Source organism: Streptomyces sp. NPDC033165, from assembly GCF_055577965.1.
The window spans coordinates 313,048-332,263 of sequence record NZ_JBVIPK010000002.1; the positions used below are offsets into that span (position 1 = coordinate 313,048).

Annotated in this window: 17 protein-coding genes; 9 read left to right on the top strand and 8 right to left on the bottom strand. The window is 72.2% G+C overall.

Annotated elements, in window-relative coordinates:
- The first annotated feature begins 164 nt into the window (after positions 1–164).
- The 4 genes from glmM (at position 165) to ACZ5WC_RS05840 (ending at position 7,333) form a co-directional block, all read left to right on the top strand.
- Entirely contained in the window at positions 165–1,523 is a 1,359-nt protein-coding gene (gene glmM / locus ACZ5WC_RS05825; protein WP_468539633.1) for a phosphoglucosamine mutase, read from the top strand.
- 311 nt (positions 1,524–1,834) lie between these two features.
- Positions 1,835–2,653 (top strand): hypothetical protein, encoded by an 819-nt coding sequence (locus ACZ5WC_RS05830; protein WP_468539634.1) that lies wholly within the window; start codon positions 1,835–1,837, stop codon positions 2,651–2,653.
- Between the two features lie 133 nt (positions 2,654–2,786).
- Positions 2,787–5,096, top strand: a complete 2,310-nt coding sequence (locus tag ACZ5WC_RS05835; protein WP_468539635.1) for a bifunctional serine/threonine-protein kinase/ABC transporter substrate-binding protein — start codon at positions 2,787–2,789, stop codon at positions 5,094–5,096.
- A gap of 29 nt (positions 5,097–5,125) precedes the next feature.
- On the top strand, positions 5,126–7,333 hold the full coding sequence (locus tag ACZ5WC_RS05840; RefSeq protein ID WP_468539636.1) for a bifunctional serine/threonine-protein kinase/ABC transporter substrate-binding protein: 2,208 nt from the start codon (positions 5,126–5,128) through the stop codon (positions 7,331–7,333).
- A gap of 79 nt (positions 7,334–7,412) precedes the next feature.
- Here ACZ5WC_RS05840 and coaA read toward each other — a convergent pair whose 3' ends face one another.
- From coaA to ACZ5WC_RS05865, 5 genes are all read right to left on the bottom strand, one after another.
- Positions 7,413–8,408 carry a type I pantothenate kinase gene (coaA, locus tag ACZ5WC_RS05845; protein ID WP_468539637.1) on the bottom strand — a complete coding sequence of 332 codons (996 nt, stop codon included), beginning with the start codon at positions 8,406–8,408 and terminating at the stop codon, positions 7,413–7,415.
- Between the two features lie 260 nt (positions 8,409–8,668).
- A complete protein-coding gene (locus ACZ5WC_RS05850; RefSeq protein ID WP_468539638.1) occupies positions 8,669–9,676 on the bottom strand; it encodes a CU044_5270 family protein in 1,008 nt (335 codons plus the stop codon).
- The gene (locus tag ACZ5WC_RS05855; RefSeq protein ID WP_468539639.1) at positions 9,664–10,299 is read right to left on the bottom strand and encodes an RNA polymerase sigma factor; all 636 of its coding nucleotides are present in this window, start codon (positions 10,297–10,299) and stop codon (positions 9,664–9,666) included. The genes ACZ5WC_RS05850 and ACZ5WC_RS05855 overlap by 13 nt, the downstream gene beginning before the upstream one ends.
- Positions 10,300–10,442: 143 nt before the next feature.
- Complete coding sequence (locus ACZ5WC_RS05860; protein ID WP_468539640.1) at positions 10,443–10,634, bottom strand: DUF397 domain-containing protein; 192 nt, start codon at positions 10,632–10,634, stop codon at positions 10,443–10,445.
- Positions 10,631–11,473, bottom strand: coding sequence for a helix-turn-helix domain-containing protein (locus ACZ5WC_RS05865; RefSeq protein ID WP_468539641.1), 843 nt, complete (start codon positions 11,471–11,473; stop codon positions 10,631–10,633). The genes ACZ5WC_RS05860 and ACZ5WC_RS05865 overlap by 4 nt, the downstream gene beginning before the upstream one ends.
- A gap of 138 nt (positions 11,474–11,611) precedes the next feature.
- On the opposite strand from ACZ5WC_RS05865, the gene ACZ5WC_RS05870 reads away from it, so the two are divergent.
- Entirely contained in the window at positions 11,612–12,031 is a 420-nt protein-coding gene (locus ACZ5WC_RS05870; RefSeq protein WP_468539642.1) for an ATP-binding protein, read from the top strand.
- 329 nt (positions 12,032–12,360) lie between these two features.
- A complete protein-coding gene (locus ACZ5WC_RS05875) occupies positions 12,361–13,365 on the top strand; it encodes a hypothetical protein (RefSeq protein ID WP_468539643.1) in 1,005 nt (334 codons plus the stop codon).
- Between the two features lie 102 nt (positions 13,366–13,467).
- Here ACZ5WC_RS05875 and ACZ5WC_RS05880 read toward each other — a convergent pair whose 3' ends face one another.
- The gene (locus ACZ5WC_RS05880) at positions 13,468–13,923 is read right to left on the bottom strand and encodes a hypothetical protein (RefSeq protein ID WP_468539644.1); all 456 of its coding nucleotides are present in this window, start codon (positions 13,921–13,923) and stop codon (positions 13,468–13,470) included.
- A gap of 99 nt (positions 13,924–14,022) precedes the next feature.
- Positions 14,023–14,964: a hypothetical protein gene (locus tag ACZ5WC_RS05885; RefSeq protein WP_468539645.1), complete on the bottom strand. Its 942-nt coding sequence runs from the start codon at positions 14,962–14,964 to the stop codon at positions 14,023–14,025.
- Positions 14,965–15,163: 199 nt separating this feature from the next.
- On the opposite strand from ACZ5WC_RS05885, the gene ACZ5WC_RS05890 reads away from it, so the two are divergent.
- The 3 genes from ACZ5WC_RS05890 (at position 15,164) to ACZ5WC_RS05900 (ending at position 18,264) form a co-directional block, all read left to right on the top strand.
- Positions 15,164–16,108, top strand: a complete 945-nt coding sequence (locus tag ACZ5WC_RS05890) for an ArsR family transcriptional regulator (protein WP_468539646.1) — start codon at positions 15,164–15,166, stop codon at positions 16,106–16,108.
- A 378-nt stretch (positions 16,109–16,486) separates the two neighbouring features.
- Complete coding sequence (locus tag ACZ5WC_RS05895) at positions 16,487–16,837, top strand: YciI family protein (protein WP_096630585.1); 351 nt, start codon at positions 16,487–16,489, stop codon at positions 16,835–16,837.
- A gap of 137 nt (positions 16,838–16,974) precedes the next feature.
- On the top strand, positions 16,975–18,264 hold the full coding sequence (locus tag ACZ5WC_RS05900) for an RNA polymerase sigma factor (RefSeq protein ID WP_468539957.1): 1,290 nt from the start codon (positions 16,975–16,977) through the stop codon (positions 18,262–18,264).
- Between the two features lie 315 nt (positions 18,265–18,579).
- Here the strand turns inward: ACZ5WC_RS05900 and ACZ5WC_RS05905 are convergent, their stop codons facing one another.
- Positions 18,580–19,032, bottom strand: a complete 453-nt coding sequence (locus ACZ5WC_RS05905; RefSeq protein WP_468539647.1) for a DUF5707 domain-containing protein — start codon at positions 19,030–19,032, stop codon at positions 18,580–18,582.
- Between the last annotated feature and the right edge of the window lie 184 nt (positions 19,033–19,216).

Here is a 19,216-nt window from a genome sequence, read left to right on the forward strand (position 1 = left end):
CGTTCATCTGCCCGCACGGGACGGCAGGCCGGTGAACGCCGCCGCGCACCTCTCTCAGGTCGGCCGCGTCACGGCATCCGACCTGCCTTTTTGCATTCTTCGTGGCATTCATTTGCTTTGCTTTGCTGTGGTTTGTGGTTTCGGAGCACTTTCGGAGGACACCAGTGGGACGACTCTTCGGTACGGACGGAGTACGCGGTGTCGCCAACGCCGATCTGACAGCTGAGCTCGCGCTCGGGCTGTCGGTCGCCGCGGCGCACGTACTCGCCGAGGCGGGAACCTTCGCGGGCCATCGCCCGACCGCCGTGGTCGGAAGGGATCCGCGGGCGTCCGGGGAGTTCCTGGAGGCCGCCGTCGTGGCGGGCCTGGCCAGCGCCGGGGTGGACGTGCTGCGCGTCGGCGTGCTGCCGACCCCCGCCGTGGCGCATCTCACCGGCGCGCTCGGCGCGGACATCGGCGTCATGCTCTCCGCCAGCCACAACGCGATGCCGGACAACGGCGTCAAGTTCTTCGCGCGCGGCGGCCACAAGCTGGCCGACGAGCTGGAGGACCGGATCGAGACGGTCTACGAGCAGCACCGCACCGGTGAGCCGTGGAGCCGTCCGACCGGCGCGGGCGTGGGCCGGGTCACCGACTACACGGAGGGCTTCGACCGGTATATCGCCCACCTCATCGGCGTCCTTCCCAACCGGCTCGACGGACTGAAGGTCGTCCTGGACGAGGCGCACGGCGCCGCCGCCCGGGTCTCGCCCGAGGCGTTCGCGCGGGCCGGTGCCGAGGTCGTCACCATCGGGGCCGACCCGGACGGCCTGAACATCAACGACGGCTGCGGCTCGACCCACCTGGACCTCCTGCGCGCCGCCGTCGTCGAGCACGGCGCCGACCTCGGCATCGCGCACGACGGCGACGCCGACCGCTGCCTCGCCGTGGACGCCACCGGCGAGGAGGTCGACGGCGACCAGATCCTCGCCGTTCTGGCCCTCGCGATGCGGGAGGCCGGGCAGCTGCGCAAGGACACCGTTGTCGGCACCGTGATGTCGAACCTCGGCTTCAAGATCGCCATGGAGCGCGAGGGCATCCGGCTCGTCCAGACGGCGGTCGGGGACCGGTACGTCCTGGAGTCGATGAAGGCCGAGGGCTTCGCGCTGGGCGGCGAGCAGTCCGGCCACGTCATCGTCCTGGACCACGCCACGACCGGCGACGGCACGCTGACCGGCCTGATGCTGGCGGCCCGGGTCGCCGCCACCGGCCGCAGCCTCGCCGAACTGGCCGGGGTCATGCAGCGCCTCCCGCAGGTGCTCATCAACGTCCCGGACGTCGACAAGTCCCGGGTGACCACCTCGCCCGAACTGGCCGCGGCGGTCGTCGAGGCGGAGCGCGAGCTGGGCTCCTCCGGGCGCGTACTGCTGCGCCAGTCGGGTACGGAGCCGCTGGTACGGGTCATGGTCGAGGCCGCCGACATCGAGCAGGCGCGCGCGGTGGCGGGCCGGCTGGCCGATGTGGTGAAGTCGGCGCTCGGCTGAGCCTCCGAGCCGACGACCACCGGCCGGCGCGGGGCGGGCCGGCCGGCGGGGCGGGCACACATGGCCGACGGTTGCCCCGCGTGGGGTTGCCCGTGTGCGGATGAGCGGGTCGCCCGCGTGGGGTCGCCCGCGGTCCGCGGAGGGCGATGGCCCGCACACGGGCACCCGCGGGGCCGATCCGTACGGCAGAGCGCCGACGCCACCGGACGGAGCCGCGGGAACCGCGTTCCGCCCTCAACGCGTGCTTCTCAGTGGGACGATGGCGAGGCGGGGAGAGCGTCTGCCTCAGTTGCGCATCGGGAGGAGCGACGGTGGCTCGTCGACGGGGGGCCCGCTGCGCCTGTGCAGCGGTGGCCGTGATCACGCTGGTGGTGGGGTGCTCGTCCGGTGGGGCGGACAGGCCGGACGACGGGGAAGCGGCGGCACCCGCCGCCGGGGCGGGGGTCGACTCGGGGACTTCCGTGCCGTCGCCCGGGAGCAAGGGTCCGCAACCGTCGGGGTCGGCGGAGCCGCCCGCCCCTGAACGCCTGCCGGGCACCTTCGAGGAGGCCCTGGCGCTCGCGCGTGCCGTTGCCGCCGAACCCGACGTGCTCGGCGCCGACTTCGTCCGGCAGAAACCCTACGAGAGCGCACCGCGGACCGTGCCGGTGCTGGACCGGTCCTGCCGCTGGCAGCGCGAGGCCTTGCCGCACGAGGTACTGGCCGGGCTGTCGCGGTCGAGTGAAGTGCCCGGCGAGGTTTCCGGCGGGGGCCCGCTGCGGGTGACCGCTCATGTCACCGTCTACCGGACCTCCGCGCATGCCGACGCGGCGATGGCGACGTTTCTGGAGGACGCGCTGCGGTGCCCCGACCAGCGGCCCCGCCGTGGCGAACGCGTCACCTCGCTCATGTCGCTGGGGGAGAAACCGGTCTTCCACGACGCCGAGGACTCCGTCTTCGAGGTCGGCCAGTACACAGGTGCCGAACACGGCGGCCCACACCCCTACCTCTGGGCGGCGAACCGCGTCGGATCGGTGGTGTTCGCGGTATCGGTCAAGGGCGCCGACGGCTACGACGCGAAGACCGTCAGCGCCACCGGCTCCAAGGCGCTGGGCAGCATGCTCACCGATGTCCGGAGGGAGCTGCGATGACCGCGCGGGCGACGACGGACTTACGGGCGGGGGCGGTCCGGCCCGGTGCCACGCCCGCGCAGGTGGACGCGTCGGCGGCCGTAGGGGCAGGCGGGGCCGGGACAGCCGGGACGATGACGACGGGGAGTCTGTGATGGAGCCGTTGGGTGTGGGGGATCCGGCGTGGGTGGGGGGTTATCGGTTGTTGGGGCGGTTGGGTGCGGGTGGGATGGGGGTGGTGTATTTGGGGCGTTCTGTTGGTGGTGGTTTGGTTGCGTTGAAGGTTGTTCGGGCGGAGTGTGCGGGTGATGTGGGGTTTCGTGAGCGTTTTGTGCGGGAGGTGGGGGCGGCTCGTCGGGTGGTGAGTCGGTGGGCTGTGGCGGTGACGGATGCGGATGTGGGGGCGGTGCGGCCGTGGTTGGTGACGCCGTTCGTGGCGGGTCCGTCGTTGCAGGAGGCGGTGGTGGGGTGTGGGGCGTTGCCGGTGGGTGCGGTGTCGGCGTTGGGGGGGATGGTCGCGGAGGCGTTGGTGGCGGTGCATGGTGCGGGGTTGGTGCATCGTGATGTGAAGCCGGCGAACATTCTGTTGGCGTTGGACGGGCCGCGGTTGATCGATTTCGGTATCGCCCGAGCCCCCGACGACACCGCGCTCACCTCGACCGATGTGGTGGTCGGGTCACCGGGCTTCCTCTCCCCCGAGCAGGCGCGGGCGGACGCCGACGTGATCGGCCCGCCCAGTGATGTCTTCTCGCTGGGCTGCGTCCTGGCCTACGCGGCGACCGGGCGACCCCCGTTCGGCAGCGGAGCTCCCGAGGCCATGCTGTACCGCACGGTGCATGACGCGCCGGACCTCGACGGGGTGCCGCAGGAGTTACGCCCCCTGCTGGAACGATGCCTGGCCAAGGCTCCGGAGGCCCGGCCCCGCCCGGCGGACATCGTCACCGAGTGGGCACAGGACACGCCACAGGGCGAGGTGGCGGCCTGGCTGCCGGAGCAGGTGACCCAGCTGGTCGCGGAGCGGGCCGCCGCCATGCTCGCCCTGCCCGACGTCGAGCGCACCACCGTCGACCCGGCGGCGCCCGTCGACGGCGGCGTGACGCCCGGAGGGAATGAGCGGGCCGCGGCCGAACGGGCGGCGCAGGCGGCCGAGACCACCAGGGGCGTGGACGGCCCGACCCCCGCCGGGCCCAGCCGTCGCCGCTTTCTGACCGTCGTCTCGGGTGGCGCGGTGCTGGCCGCCGGGGGCGGGCTGGGCGCGTGGAGGCTGCTGCGGTCGCCCGGCGCCGCCACGGGCGCGGACGGCGTTGCCCCACGCACGTACACGATCGGGGTGCAGGCCGCCCTGACCGGCGAGCACCGCCGGGCAGGGCGTGCACAGCAGCGCGGCGTGGAGCTGGCCGTAGCCGAGTTCAACGCTCGTGAAGGTCAGCCGTTCCGGCTGAAGGTCAGGGCTCTCGACGACGCCGACGGCCCGGAACGGTCGGTGCGTGTGGCGGAGGAGTTCGCCGCCGACCGTTCTGTGCTCGCCGTGATCGGGCCGACCACGGACGAGGCCGTCAGCGCGGTCGTCGGGGTGTACGACGAGGCGCTGCTGCCGTTGCTCTCCGTCTCCGCCCAGGTGAACTTCTCCAGCGTCACCCCGCACGCGACCTATCTGCACACCCGCCCCACCACCGGCGGTCAGGGGTGGGCGATCGGCCTCTACGGCGAGGCGGCGCCCGACATCGGCCGAACCGGTGTGATCACCGACCGGACCGTCGACCTCTACAGCCAGCAGATCACCCAGATCGCGCTCACCGCCCTGCGGAAGAAGCAGGAGGTGGTTCCGCGCGTGGTGCCCGCCGGTACCGAGGACTTCGCTCCCGTGGTCGCTCACATGCTGGCGGAGAAGGTGGACTCGGTGGTGTTCACCGGGTCCTGGGCCGCGGCCGCGAGCGCGGCGAAGGAGCTGCGCAGGCGGCGATTCACCGGCCCGCGCATCGCGACCGAACTCGCCCTCGACCCACGCTTCCTGGAGCGGGCGGGCGATGCGGCCGAGGGGTGGCTGATCACGTCCGCCACGATTGACGCGACAGCGAAGGGCGAGGCGGCGACGTTCGCAGCAGCCCACCGCAGGCGCTTCGGCGCGCCGCCCGCCCCGTACGCGGCGGAGGCCTACGACGTCGTCGGCCTGGTGGCGGACAGCCTGCGCGACATCGCCGGTGGCGGCGGCTCCCCGGCCGCTTCGCCCAGCGGCAGGCCCTCCCCGCGTGCTTCGTCCGGTGACACCGCCATCGACCGGGAACGCCTGCTGGAGCGGCTGCGCAGGGCCGACCGCCCCGGCATCACCAAACGCCTGGAGATCGACGAGAAGACCGGACGGTTCCACATCACCCGGGAGAACAGCGGGATGTTCCTCCACCGCGTCGAGGGCGGCGGGTTCAGGTTCCTCGGTGACGTGGTCGGCGTGATCGGGCAGCTGTGAAGCCCCTGGGTGTGGGTGATCCCGTGTGGGTGGGGGGTTATCGGTTGTTGGGGCGGTTGGGTGCGGGTGGGATGGGGGTGGTGTATTTGGGGCGTTCTGTTGGTGGTGGTTTGGTTGCGTTGAAGGTTGTTCGGGCAGAGTGTGCGGGTGATGTGGGGTTTCGTGAGCGTTTTGTGCGGGAGGTGGGGGCGGCTCGTCGGGTGGTGAGTCGGTGGGCTGTGGCGGTGACGGATGCGGATGTGGGGGCGATGCGGCCGTGGTTGGTGACGCCGTTCGTGGCGGGTCCGTCGTTGCAGGAGGCGGTGGTGGGGTGTGGGGCGTTGCCGGTGGGTGCGGTGTCGGCGTTGGGGGGGATGGTCGCGGAGGCGTTGGTGGCGGTGCATGGTGCGGGGTTGGTGCATCGTGATGTGAAGCCGGCGAACATTCTGTTGGCGTTGGACGGGCCGCGGTTGATCGATTTCGGTATCGCCCGTGCGCTCGACGACACCGCGCTGACGGCCCACAACGTGGTGGTCGGGTCGCCGGGCTTCCTCTCCCCCGAGCAGGCGCGTGCCCAGGGCCCGCGGATCGGCCCGCCCAGTGACATCTTCTCGCTGGGCTGCGTCCTGGCCTTCGCGGCGACCGGACGGCGTCCCTTCGGCTCGGGCCCCCCGGCAGTGCTGCTGTACCGCACGGTGCATGACGCGCCGGACCTCGACGGAGTGCCGCAGGAGCTGCGCCCCCTACTGGAGGAGTGCCTGGCCAAGGACCCCGAGCGGCGCCCCGACGCCGCCGGGCTGCGGAGTCGTCTCCTCCCGGGCGAGGCGACGGCTCCGGGCCCCGGATGGCTCCCGGAGCCGGTTCTCCGCCTGGTCACCGCCCGTGCGGCGGCGATGCTCGACCTTCCGGGAATCCCGCCGACGGAGATATCCCGGCCGAAGAAGGACGACCCCACCGCCACCGGGACGCCGCAGCCGGGAGACCCCCCGCCCGGCCCGGCCGCCGCCCCCGAACACTCCGTCCCCGAACACCCCGCCCCGCCGGAGCGGCCCGACCCCGCCACCCCGACCCGCCGGCGCTTCCTGACCGTCGCCTCGGCGGGCGGCGCGGTGCTGGCGGCCGGGGGATTCGCCCTCTGGCGCGGCCTCGTGGACCAGCGCGACACCGGCCCTGGGCCGTCGCGGGTCCCGCGCCACACGATCGCCGTGCACGCCGACCTCTCCGGGCCGGACGCCGCCACCGGCAAGGCTCAGGAACGGGGCGCCCGGCTCGCCGTCGAGCAGTTCAACGCGGGCCCCGACCGCCCCTTCACTCTGGCGCTGACCGTCCGTGACGATGCCGGAGACCCCGCGCGGGCCGTGGAGGTGGCCGAGGAGCTGACCGCCGCCCGCTCGGTCCTCGCCGTGGTCGGCCCGACCACCGGCACCACCTGCAAAGCGGCCGTCGGCACCTACAGCGCCGCCCAGCTCCCCCTGGTATCCGTCTCGGTGGGCACCTCAGAGGTGTCGTCCACCGAGCACACCGCCTATCTGCGGACCCGCGCCACGGACGCGGAGGCGGCACTGGTGCTGATCGCCCACCTGGTCGGCGAGGTCGGCGCCCGGCGGACCGCACTGGTTCACGACGAGGCCGAGGGTGACCACTCCTGGGACGTCCTCCAGGGCATCCAGCGAGGTATGGAGTCCGGCGGACACGGACTGGTGCGGCACACCGCCGAGACGAGCACCGAGGACTTCGGGCCCTTGGCCGGGAAGCTCCTCGACGACGAGGTTGACGCACTGGTGTTCGGCGGCCGTGGTGCCAGGGGCGCCCGGTTCGCCCGCGCGCTGCGGCAGCGGGGATTCACCGGGGCCAGGCTCGGCACACAGGCGCTGCTCGACCCCGGGTTCCCCGAGCAGGCCGGAGCGGCCGCCGAGGGATGGGTGCTGAGCTCGGCCGTCGTCGACGCGACCGGCAAGCCCGAGGCCAGGGCCTTCACCGCAGCTCACCGAAAGCGCTACGGCGATCCGCCCGCCCCTTACGCCGCAGAGGCGTTCGACACGGTTCACCTGATCACTGAGGCCGTGCGCGCACTTGGCGAGCAGAACGCCGAGCGCCGCGCCCTGGCCCGCCGGCTGCCCCGGACCTCCCACCGTGGCGTGTCGAAGACGTTCACCTTCCGGGAAGGTTCTGCGGCGCCGGTGCAGGAGGACAACGCGTTCCTCATCCGCGTGGAGGACGGCCGCTTCCGCTACCTCGGAGGACTCGGGGACAGCTGAGCACGTCCGGTGCTCCGCCGCGGCGCGTCAGGCCGTGCCCCGGTCGGTGTACGTGACCCGGTCGGTGTACGCGAGCCTGTCAGAGCTTGCGCAGGGAGAGCCTCTGGACCTTGTGGTCCGGCCCCTTGCGGAGGACCAGGGTGGCGCGGCCGCGCGTCGGAGCCACGTTCTCCAGCAGGTTCGGCTTGTTGATGGTCCGCCACATGGTGCGCGCGTACTCCAGCGCCTCCTCCTCGGAGACCTGGGTGTACTTGCGGAAGTACGAGGACGGGTCCTGGAACGCCGTGGCGCGCAGCTTGCGGAAGCGGCTGAGGTACCAGGTCTCGATGTCGTCGGCGCGCGCGTCCACGTACACGCTGAAGTCGAAGTAGTCCGCCAGCCCGACCCTGGTGCGCCCGTCCCGGCCCGGCAGGGCGGGCTGGAGGACGTTGAGCCCCTCCACGATGAGGATGTCCGGGCGGCGGACGGTGAGCCGCTCACCGGGGACGATGTCGTAGATCAGGTGCGAGTAGACGGGCGCGGTCACCTCGTCCTTGCCCGCCTTGATGTCCGCGACGAACCGGGTCAGCGCCCGCCGGTCGTACGACTCCGGGAACCCTTTGCGCGAGGTCAGCCCGCGCGCCCGCAGCTCCTTCATCGGCAGCAGGAACCCGTCCGTGGTCACCAGCTCCACGCGCGGGTGTTCCGGCCAGCGGGCCAGCAGCGCCTGGAGGATACGGGCGCTGGTGGACTTGCCGACGGCGACACTGCCCGCGACCCCTATGACGAACGGGGTGCCGCGCTGCTCCCCGTGCCCGTTCCCGGCGTCCCCGAGGAAGGTGTTCAGCGCGCCGCGCAGCCCGGAGGTGGCCTGGACGTACAGGTTGAGGAGCCGGGAGAGCGGCAGGTAGACGTCCCGCACCTCGTCCAGGTCGATGACGTCACCGAGCCCCCGCAGCCGCTCCACCTCGTCGGCGGTCAGCGGCAGCGGGGTCTTGTCCCGCAGGGCGCTCCACTCGTCGCGCGAGAGGTCGACGTAGGGGGTCGGCGCATGCTCGGTGCGGCGCTGCGGGCTCCGTGCGGGTGAAGTGATCACACGTTCATTGTTGCGGGAGTCTGAACGGAGCGGGGGGTGGGGTCGGTCACGTGGGTGTCGGGCCCGTGCCCCGGGACGGGCATGCAGGCCCCGTGCCCAGTGCCTGGTGCCCCGTGCCCCGTGCCCCGTGCCCAGTGCCCAGTGCCCCGCGCCCCGCGTGCCGCGCGCCAAGCTCGGGAGGCCCCCAGCCCCTCACGGCCCCGGTATCCGCTCCCCTGCGGCGGACACCGGGCCCGGGGCCGGGGGTGTACGTCGCACGGTCAGGGCTTCTGGCCCTTGGCGTCGACGACGGCGGCCTTGGTCCTCGCGATGTCGATCAGGACGTCGCCGCGCTTCTGGACCGTGGGTTCGAGGCCGTTGGGCCCGGGAATCCTGTGCGTCCTGGTGACGACATCGCGTTCTCCCGCGTAGCTGTAGTCCACGGGGTCGATGAGGATCTCGCGCTGGCTGTTGCCCCCTTCGTACTCACGGGTCACGGCGATGACCTCGCGGTCGGAGGCGTCCCGGATCAGGTGGCCGGTGACTTCGACGCCGCCGACCGTGGCCATCGCCCGGTAGATCCGGGCCAGCGCGTCGGGCGGGAGCGGGTACGACCCCAGCAGGACGGACAGAGCGCGGAAGCTGTGTGCGTCCTCGGTCTCGGGCGCTCCCCCGGACGCGTCCCAGGAGGGGAACGTCTCGCGGAGCTTCGCGAGCAGTGCCTTGGGGTCCTCCGGCAGTGCGGCGGCGATCCGGTAGGACTCGCGGGCGGTGCGGTGGTCGGTGTCGGACTCGTCGTTCTCGGCGGCCTTGTCGTCGTACGGGACCCACTGGTCGGGGCCGAACTGCTCGGCCAGCCGACCGGCGACCTCCTCCGGCATCTCTTCCAGCGCCTCCGAGGTCTGGGAATTGCCGTCCACCACGCGGGTGTAGATCCACTGGTCGTCGCGCGGCTCCGGAGGCACCTCCTGCTGCTCCAGGTAGTCGGCCGCCCGGTTCAGGGCGGCGGCCGGGCTCGACAGATCGAGGTCGCCCGCGACGGTCGCCGGACCGGCGGGGCGGGGGGCCGAGGTGTCCACGACCTGGGTGTGGAACAGGGCCGCCGCGGTGATCGCCACGACCGTGCCGAGCGAGGCGATCCGCCAGTCGCCCCGCAGCCGCTGGGCGAGGGTTCGGCGGCCCCTGCCCGCGACGGTGTCGGCCAGGCGCTGACGGCCGGGGGCGAGGGTGGCCCGGTCGGGTACGGGGGCGTCGGCGCGCAGCTCCCGCAGCTGGGTCATTTCGTCCATGACGGGTTCAGCTCCTGTCCGGTCGTGATGGGCGACGGGTCGAGCGCCGAGGTGAACGCGGGATCGGTGCTCAGAGCCTCGCGGACCTTGCGGCGGGCCCGGTTCAGCCGGGACCTGACCGTGCCGAGCGGTATCCGGAGCGCCTCGGCGACCTCCTGGTAGCCGAGGTCCGCCCAGGCGACGAGCAGCAGGACGTGTCGGTCGCCGGGAGAGAGCTTGGCCAGCGCCCCGGCGAGGGGGGCCTGCACCGCGATCCGGTCGTCGGCGCGGTCGCTCCAGGACGCGGCCACCGGGTCGTGGCCCGTCCGGGCCAGCGCCTTCAGCGCGCGGACCTCGGTACGCCGGTGCTTGCCGATCAGGTTGGCGGCGATGCCGTACAGCCAGGGCCGGGCCAGCCGGTGGGCCGTGTCGTAGCGGTCCCGGGTGCGGAACGCGATGAGGAACGTCTCCGCCGTGATGTCGTCCGCCGGGCCCTCACCGAGCCGACGGGCGGCGTAGCGGTGGATGTCCGGGGCGTGCCGGTCGTAGAGCCCGGCGAACAGCTCGGGCTGGTCGAGGGACTGGGCGATGACGTCGGCGTCGTCGGCACCGTGGGTGGGGCGTGCCGGAGGTGGTCCGGTCACTGCGCCTCCAGGGGTGTGTCGGTCGGTGTGGCTGTCACCCCTGTTGCCCGCGGCGGCCGGAAAGGTTCACGCTTGGCGGTACTTCTTGATCTTTCACCCGTTGCCCGGCCACGCCCCACCGACGTGGCCGGTACGGAGGTGGTTCAGCGCTCCGCCGCGTACGTGACGAAGTCCGCCCAGGCGGCCTGGCCGAAGCCGAGGTGCGGGCCGCCGGTGGGGAGCTGCTTGGAGTCGCGTACGTGGATGGTGGCGGGGGCGGTGGCGACCTCGACGCAGGAGGGGCCGTCGTTGGTGCTGTAGCTGCTCTTGAACCAGTTCAGCTCGGTGGCGCTCATGTCTCTCCCAGCAGTTTCTCGATGAATTCCCGCGACAGCCGGGGCGTGAGGGCCTGCGACCGGATCAGGTTGTAGCGCATCTCCAGGATCTGCACCTGCCTCGGATCGGCGATCAGCCCGCTGATGAGCTGAACCTCGTTGAGCCCGACGGTCTTTCCGTCCCTGAGCTTAAGGATGCGGTGCGAACCGCCGAGACCCGCGTGCTCCTCCGCCTCCATCGGCATGACCTGGATCTCGACATGCCGCAACTGGCTCAGGTCAAGCAGGTGTTCGAGCTGGCGTCGCAGGACCATTCTGCCCCCGGTGCGCCTCCGGAGGGTCGACTCCTCCTGGACAAAGGTGAGCAGGGGTGCGGGCCGCCGGTCGAAGGCCACCTGCCGAGCCATGCGCGCGGCCACCAGGCGCTCGATGTCGTCCTCGCTGTACGCGGGCCGCCGCTGCGCGTACAGAGCGCGTGCGTACTCCTCGGTCTGGAGCAGCCCGTCGATCACGCCATTCGCGTACGAGCCGAACTCGACCGCCTCCGCCTCCAGCTTCGCCAGGTCGCGGACCTTCCTCGGATACCGGGCCTCCTCCACGTCCTTCTTCATCGCCGCGATCTTGCCGCCCGCACCCACGACGTCGTCCGTCCGGTCCAGGAACTCCGGCTTCGGGATGCGCCGCCCGCCCTCGACCTTGAAGACGAGGTTCTCGCTGTACCCGATGGCCGTGCCCAGTTCGGCGGCGCGCAGGCCGGCCGCCTCGCGCCACAGCTTGACCTGCCGGCCGACCGCCGCGATGACCGCGCCCGAGTCGTCCTCCAGGCCGAACTCCTGGTCCTCTTCGTTTCCGTCAGCCATCTGCCGACCCGCTTCCAGCCGTGTGTCCGCGCGCGGACACCGTACGAACGGGACGGGGCTGTACACACCAGGGACAGTGACAGTCCGTACCCGTGCCAATACTTCTCAGAGTAGATTCGCGCGGCCACGCTGAGTGACATGAACCAAGAAATCACCCACCCGAGGGCGCGCACCGGACAGTTCGCCGTCCAGCTCTCCGCCACCCGCCGGGGCGCCCGGCTCGCCCGTCTGCTGGCGACCGAGCAACTGCGCTCATGGGGCCTGCCGTTGGAGGACGCGAGCCTCGTCATCGGGGAGCTGGCGAACAACGCGGCGCTGCACGGGTACGTCCCCGGGCGGGACTTCCGCATCCTGCTGAGCGTGTACGGCGACGTGTTGCGGATCGAGGTCGCCGACACCCGGGGTGACCGGGACCCGGTGCAGCGGGAGCCGTCCGGCGATTCCGAGGGCGGGCGCGGGCTGTTGCTCGTGGAGGCGTTGTCGGTGCGGTGGGGTACGGAGCACGGGCCGTTCCCGCGCAAGACGGTCTGGGCGGAGGTGGCGCTCACCGGATCGTGACAGCCCCGACCCGGTGGGACGGGGTGGGGGTGCCGGGGCGGGGGTGACCGGGTCGCGGTGGACCGCGTCCCGGTGGCCCACGACGTAAAAGCTTTTAAGTACCCGTCTTTGAGTACGGGAGAAATAACCCGACCCAACCCTGTGTGGGCCCGCGTCAGTACGCGCGAGGCGTCTCACTCACACGGGTGAAGTGTGCCAACCGGGCTGGATTTTCGCCCTGTTGGCGGGCATATGCTCGCGCTGACCACAACCGCAGACATGAGACGGCCCCCGGCCGGGACTGGCATCCCGACCGAAGGCCTGACCACCGAGGAAGTAGGAGCTTCCTGATGGGTACCCAGCAGATTAGCGCGCCCTCGCGCGCCCCGTACTCCGGCGTCGTCCACTTCAACATCCGCCTGACCGACGGATACACGATCGTCTCCAACCGGCTCTCCCAGCACCGGGGCCTGTCCCTGGTGGCGATCGGCCTCGGCGCCCACATCCAGTCGCTGCCGGACGGGTGGCGGGTCGGCATCAAGGCACTCGCCGCGATCTTCCCGGAGAGCGAGACCCGCATCGCCGCCGCCCTGCGCGAGCTGGAACAGCACGGATTCCTCAGCCGCGTCCTGGAACGTGTCAAGGGCGGCAGGCTGGCCACGCGCACGGTGTTCTACAACCACCCGGACGCGGCGGACCGGGGAGCAGTGGGGGCCGCGCCCGCGCGGGCGGGGGAGCCGGAGCCCGAAGCCGTACCGGCGCGTGGGCCGGTGGGTGAGCTGGAACCCGTGCCCGTACGTGAGCCGGTGCCCGTTCTCGTACCGGTGCCTGATCCCGGGGCCGGGTCCGGGCCCGTACATGCCCCTGGGCCCGCGCCCGTACCGGAGGAGCCTGTCCCCGCTCCCGCGCCCCGGCTCGTGCCGCCGCCCACCGCGCCCCGGCAGCAGCGGCCGCCGCTGCCCGGTCCGTGCCGCCCCACCGAGGCCTTGAACGCGGCGGCGGCCGACCTGCTGGCCGGGCTCCGGCGTACCGCGCCGCTGTTCGTCCTCTCCGAGGAGGATGTCCGGCGGCTCGTTCCCGGGGTCGCGGCCTGGCTGGAGCGGGGGATGCGGCCCGATGCGGTACGGGAGGCGCTCACCGACGATCCGCCCGTACCGCTCAGGTACCCGGCGAAGCTGCTGCGCCACCGGCTGACCGCGCTCCTCCCGCCGCCCCTGCCCGTAGCCGCGCCGATCGTGCCCCTCCAGACCTGCGACGCCTGTGACCGGGCGTTCCGGTCGCAGACGCCGGGGTGCTGCGGGGAATGCCGCGAGGCCCGTGCGTGCGCCTCCGAAAGGTCTCTCATCGGCGTATGACGTTCCTTGGGATCGCCGGGCCGGTTCCCATGGCCTGCCGACGGTAGGCCGGCAGGCCATGGAGGGGGCGCGCGAGGTCAGCCGCGCGGAAGGACGGTCGGGTCAGGAGTCCAGGAACTTGCTGCAGGAGGACTCCCACACCCACTGGTGGGAGCTGATGGTGTTGTTTACGGATACGCCGTTGTTGTACGTGTGACCGATGAGGCTGCTCATGTAGTACTCGGACTTCTTGAGGCAGGTGTGCCCGCCGGAGTAGCCCGTTCCGCTGTAGACCTTCACGGCCATCCCGGACGTGCCCTTGTGCACGATCGACGATGCCTTGTTGTTGTCGGAGCCCTGGAATCCGCCGGCGGAGTCGCCCCAGTTCGAGTCGTTGCCGCTGGCCTTGCCGAAGTAGCCGCTGCAGTTGGTGAAGTTGTAGGCGAAGACGTAACCAGATCCCCCGTTCCGCCAGGCGGTGTCGCACGCCGCGGACGCCGCCTGAGCGCTGGTCGCGGGGACGATCGCGCCGAGGCCCGCGAGGCTGAGGGTGGCGGCGGTGGCCAGGATTTTGCGCATGGTGAATCACTCCTTGTGCGGTGGTGTGTGCTGGGCGGGTGTCCCGCGGCAGGGTGCCGCGGAAGGCGGTGGGCCCGGGCCGGTCGGGCCGGGGCGGTGTCAGGCCGTCGAGTCCGTGATGTCCTCGGCCCGGGCCAGTGCGGTGAGGCTCATGTGCTGGTACGCGGCGATGTCCTCGCTGTAGCGCCCGAGTTTCCTGTCGCGGTACTCGGCTTCGAGCGTGCGGGCAGTCTCGGACAGGGACGAGCTGGTGGCACAGGTGGCTTCGGCGACCGCCAGGTCAACCTCGATGGCGAACGCCTCGTCCGGGTCCTGGCCTTCGGCGAGTTCGGGCAGTTCCTCGCGGATCGCCGGCGGGTCGGCGTATGCGTGGCCCGCCTTGGCCATGCATGTCGACCACTTCTCGACCGCACTCACGAAGCGCTTGTCGTCGAGGAGGTCCGGCACGTACAGGCCGGACAGGTTGGTGGCTGTCTTCTCGGCCCGGAACCAGGTCGCGAAGTCCCCGTAGAGCTGCTGCTTGGCGTCGACCTGGCAGCTGGCATCGGGTGTTCTGACGGTGCCGCCCCCGGGTAGTTCGGCGGTCAGCATGCCGCTCGACGGGGTGCCTTCCAGGGTCTCGCCGTACCGGATGCGGTCCTTTTCGGGGAGCGCGTTGGCGTAGCTGTGGTTGGGGTCGTTCCGCTGGGCTTCCTGCACCTTCTCCTGAAGTCGGCTGCCGTATCCGTGCTTCTTCGCCCAGGCGACGTCGGTCACCATGTACCCGCCGCCTTTGAGGTCGTCGACGGTCGGCATCGGCCCCACCCAGTAACGGAAGCCCTCGTTCTCCATGCACTTCTTGACGAGGAGCTGCTCCGCACGCTGGACCAGGATCTGCTCGGCGTCCGTCAGCTCCCTGGCCTCGCCCGTGGCGTTCGTGGACGCGATGTCCTGCTGTGAACCGTCGTGCGCAGAAGGGTCGTTCCCGTTTGTGGTGCAGCCTGCCACCGCACCCACCACGATCAATGCGGCCGTGCATGCGGCTGCTGACGCTCGCTTCATTTCGGAACTCTCCCCGATGCCTCCGGTGCCCTGCGCGTTCTACGATTGCCCAGAGATGCGCGGTTGGCCACGCTCTTGCAGTGGACCGCAAATACTGAGCTCATCCGGGGGGAATGAATTGCTCCGCATTCATTTCGGCGATGCTGACCTCGCCAGGACACGGTTCACCAGCGGGCCCGATCCGCTGTGGGAGATCGCGATGAGCCTGCAGCGATTCCAGACGCGACGGGGTCGCTGGGCGTACGCACATTGGTACCGCACCGCACGCCACCGGCTGCAGGACAAGGGGCTGGAGAGCACCCTGCGCACCGTGCTCCTGCCGATGTTTCCCAAGGGCGTCTACTTCCCGGACTTTCTGACTCCGGCCGCATCCGGCGGAGGGCTGGACGCGGGGCTGGAGGCGATCCTCGCCACCTCGCCCCGGCAGGTGCTGAGTGAGGTGGCCATCCTCGACAGGACCGTCGGAGCGCCATCCTGGGCCCCGCGGCTGGCCGAGCCGACGGCACGCAGGGAATTCGCCGGAATCCTGAAGGCGTATCACGAAGCGGTCATCGCTCCGTACGAGGAGGAGGTGCGGGCCGGCGTCGAGGCCGAGCGAACCGCACGCGGCCGTGACCTCTTGGACGGCGGAACCGAGGGCATGCTCAGCAGGCTCGGGTCCACAATGCGCTGGAGCAGCCCCGTCCTGCACCTCGACTATCCCGCCGAGGACCGCGACCTGCATCTCGGCGGCCGCGGGCTGACCCTGGCCCCCTCGTACTTCTCCTGGAACAACCCGATCAGCCTCGCGTCTCCGGACCTGCCACCGGTCGTCTGCTATCCGGTGTGCTACGAGCCGCCCGCCTCCGCGGCGGGACCGGAATTCGCGGACCTGTCCGGTACGGCGTCGCTGACCGCGTTACTGGGCCGCGCTCGTGCCGTCGCTCTGGTCGCCGCCGCGGTCGGCGCCACGACCGGGGAGATCGCTCGCGCGGCGGGCGTGTCCGCCTCGTCGGCCAGCAGGCACGCCACGGCACTGCGCGACGCGGGGCTCGTCACCAGCAGCCGGAACGGGGCGAACGTGCTCCACTGCCTGACGCCTGCGGGGGCAGCCGTGCTGCGTGCCGCGACTCGGGCGGCCCGAGGCGGCTCCGCACGGCAGTGACTGCCGGCTACTCACGCCGCAACCGCCACTACGTCGCCACCCGGTGCGACAACAGGGCCTACGCGGCCGGAGCGGCCGGCCGCTCGCCGCGCTGCGGCTGTCGGCGGCAGGCGAGTGTGTCAGGCTCCTTCTCACGCTGGGGCGGCACGAGCGCGTGGCCGCCGAACCGCCCCCGCTCGCCGACCCCCGCCACCTCACCGTCCGGGTCTGCCAAGGGAAGGGCTGAGCGGAGGGCCTCCGAATCCCGTCGCGATCCGGAGGCCTGAAAAACATCCTGGCGGCGTGTCGATCGGGCCCGGTCCCGTTCGTCGTCATCGTGTAGGGCGACCCGCACGGCGGGCGCGGCACACGCGACACACAGGCGACAGGAGTCGGACCATGAAGTACATGCTGCTGATCCACAGCGGGGCCGTCGACGAGCAGGGCGGGGCGCCGCAGTGCACCGTGGAGGACTGGATGGCGTACGACAAGGACGTACGCGACGCGGGGATTCTCGTCTCCGGGGAGTCGCTGGCCGACCTCGTGACCGCGACCACCGTGCGGGTCTCGCCGACCGGGGAGCGGACCGTGACGGACGGGCCGTTCGCGGAGACGCGGGAGCTGCTGGGCGGGTTCCTCGTCATCGATGTGCCGGACCTGGATGCCGCCCTCGACTGGGCCGCCCGCTGTCCCGGTGCGCGGGACGGCGGCTCGGTCGTCGTCCGGCCGGTCGCGGACTTCGGGGGCTGAGAACGGTGGCGGGCCAGGACGCGGTTCCGGGAGAGGGCCGGGCGGCTGGGGATGCCCGGGCGGCTGGGGATGCCCGGGGTGCCCAAGGTGCCCGGGATACCCAGGACTCCCGAGGTCCCCAGGGGTACCAGGATTCCCTGGGTGCCCGGGGTTCCCGGGAGGAGGCTGAGGGCGTTGAGGCCAGGGTTGCCGTCGAGGCGGTCTTCCGGGAGGAGCGCGGGCTGTTGCTCGCCTCCCTCGTGCGCCGGTTCGGGGATCTCGATCTGGCCGAGGAGGTGACCTCCGAGGCCATCGAGGCGGCCCTGCGCCACTGGCCGGCCGAGGGCGTCCCCGCCCGGCCCGGGGCCTGGCTGCTGACGACCGCGCGGCGCAGGGCCGTGGACCGGCTGCGGCGGGACCGGGCGTACGCCGCCCGGCTCGCCGTCCTCCAGGCCGACGCGGACCGGGCGGAGGCCGTCGCAGCCCCGACCGGGCTCGGTGAACTGCCGGACGAGCGGCTCCAGTTGTTCTTCACCTGTGCCCACCCCGCCCTCGCCGCCGAGGACCGTACCGCCCTCACCCTGCGCTGCCTGGCCGGGCTCACCACCCCCGAGGTGGCGCGGGCCTTCCTCGTACCGACGGCGACCATGGCCCAGCGGATCGTGCGGGCGAAGAAGAAGATCCGCGAGGCCCGGATTCCGTTCCGGGTGCCCGGCCCCGACGAACTGCCGGACCGGCTGCCCGGGGTGCTCCAGGTCGTCTACTCGGTCTTCACGGAGGGGTACGCGGCCAGCTCCGGCCCCCGGCTCCAGCGGCTGGACCTGGCCGAGGAGGCGATCCGGCTGGCCCGGATACTGCGCCGCCTGCTCCCCGCCGAACGGGAGAGCGCCGGGCTCCTCGCACTGTTGCTCCTCGTCCACGCCCGGCGCGGGGCGCGGACCGGTCCGGAGGGGGAGCCGGTGCTCCTGGAGGACCAGGACCGGGGGCTCTGGGACCGGGCGATGATCGAGGAGGGGCGGGCGCTGGTGGTGCGGGCGCTGACCGGGGGGCCGGCCGGGCCGTACGGGGTGCAGGCCGCGATCGCCGCCCTGCACGACGAGGCGACGGACGTGGAGTCCACGGACTGGGCGCAGGTCGTGGCCCTGTACGACGTGCTGCTCACCCTCACCCCGTCTCCCGTGGTGGCGGTGAACCGCGCCGTCGCGGTGGCGATGCGCGACGGGCCGGGGGCCGGTCTCGCGTTGCTGGACGCGCTGGCGGGGGAGCCCAGGCTGCGGGCGTACTCGCCGTACGTGGTGGCGCGGGGTGACCTGCTGGGCCGCCTGGGGCGGGGTGGAGAGGCGGCTGTGGCGTACCGGGAGGCGCTGGAGCTGGCGGGCACCGAGCCGGAGCGGGCGGCACTGAGGCGGAAGCTGGGGGAGGGGCGGGACGGGCCCGCGCCTGCTTGAGCGGGTGGGCCCGCGCGGGCCTGAGGCGGTGGCTGTACTTGCTCGGGTGGGTGGGCCCGCGCGGATCTCGGGTCGTGGCCGCGCCTGTCTGGGGCGGTGGGGCCGCGCCCTGTCTGGGTCGGCGGGGCCGCGCCTTTCTGGGCGGCGGGTCCGCGCCTGTCTTGGCCCGGTGGGTCCGCGCTTGCCTTGGCCCGGTGGGTCCGCGCTTGCCTTGGCCCGGTGGGTCCGCGCTTGCCTTGGCCCGGTGGGTCCGCGCTTGCCTTGGCCCGGCGGGTTCGCGCTCGTCGCCGTAACCCCAACCGCGTACCGCGCGGCTCAGCCCTCGACCGTGAAGTCCGCCGCCTTCGGGGCGAACGTCCTGCCGCCGTCCTTGGCGGAGGCCAGGACCGCCACGTTCCAGGCGCCCTTCGGGGACTCGGCCGCGTCGGCGGCGGTGACCTTCGCGGTGTACGTGCAGCGTGCGGTCTCGGCGCCGGCCGGCTCGCAGGTGGCCGACTCCACGTGGGCCATCTCCTCGGCGCTCGGGGCGGGCGCCACGCTCGCGGGCCAGGCCAGCACCTTCAGGTCCCGGACGCCGGAGTCGTCGGCCACCTCGGCGGTGAAGGTGAGCGAGCCGTCCCGGCCCGCGCCGGGCGCGACGTACGCGACGGAGGCTCGCGTCACCTCGGGGCCGGTGCTCCTGGCCTCGGCGGCGAAGGCGTAGGCGCCCGCCCCCGCGAGCAGGGTGACACCGGCGAGGGCGGAGATGGTGACGGCACGCTTCGGCATGGGGGCTCCTTCGACGGTGGTCCGGTCGGCGCCGTGGTCGGTGGCGCTGAGCCCATGGTGGTGCGGCAGGGGCGCCTGGGGCGTGAGCGCACGTACTCATTCGTCGTACTCAGTGGCTCGTACGACCGTATGACCGTATGAGGGTGTGTTCGGTGGGGGCGGGGGAATCATGGCCGGAATGCGA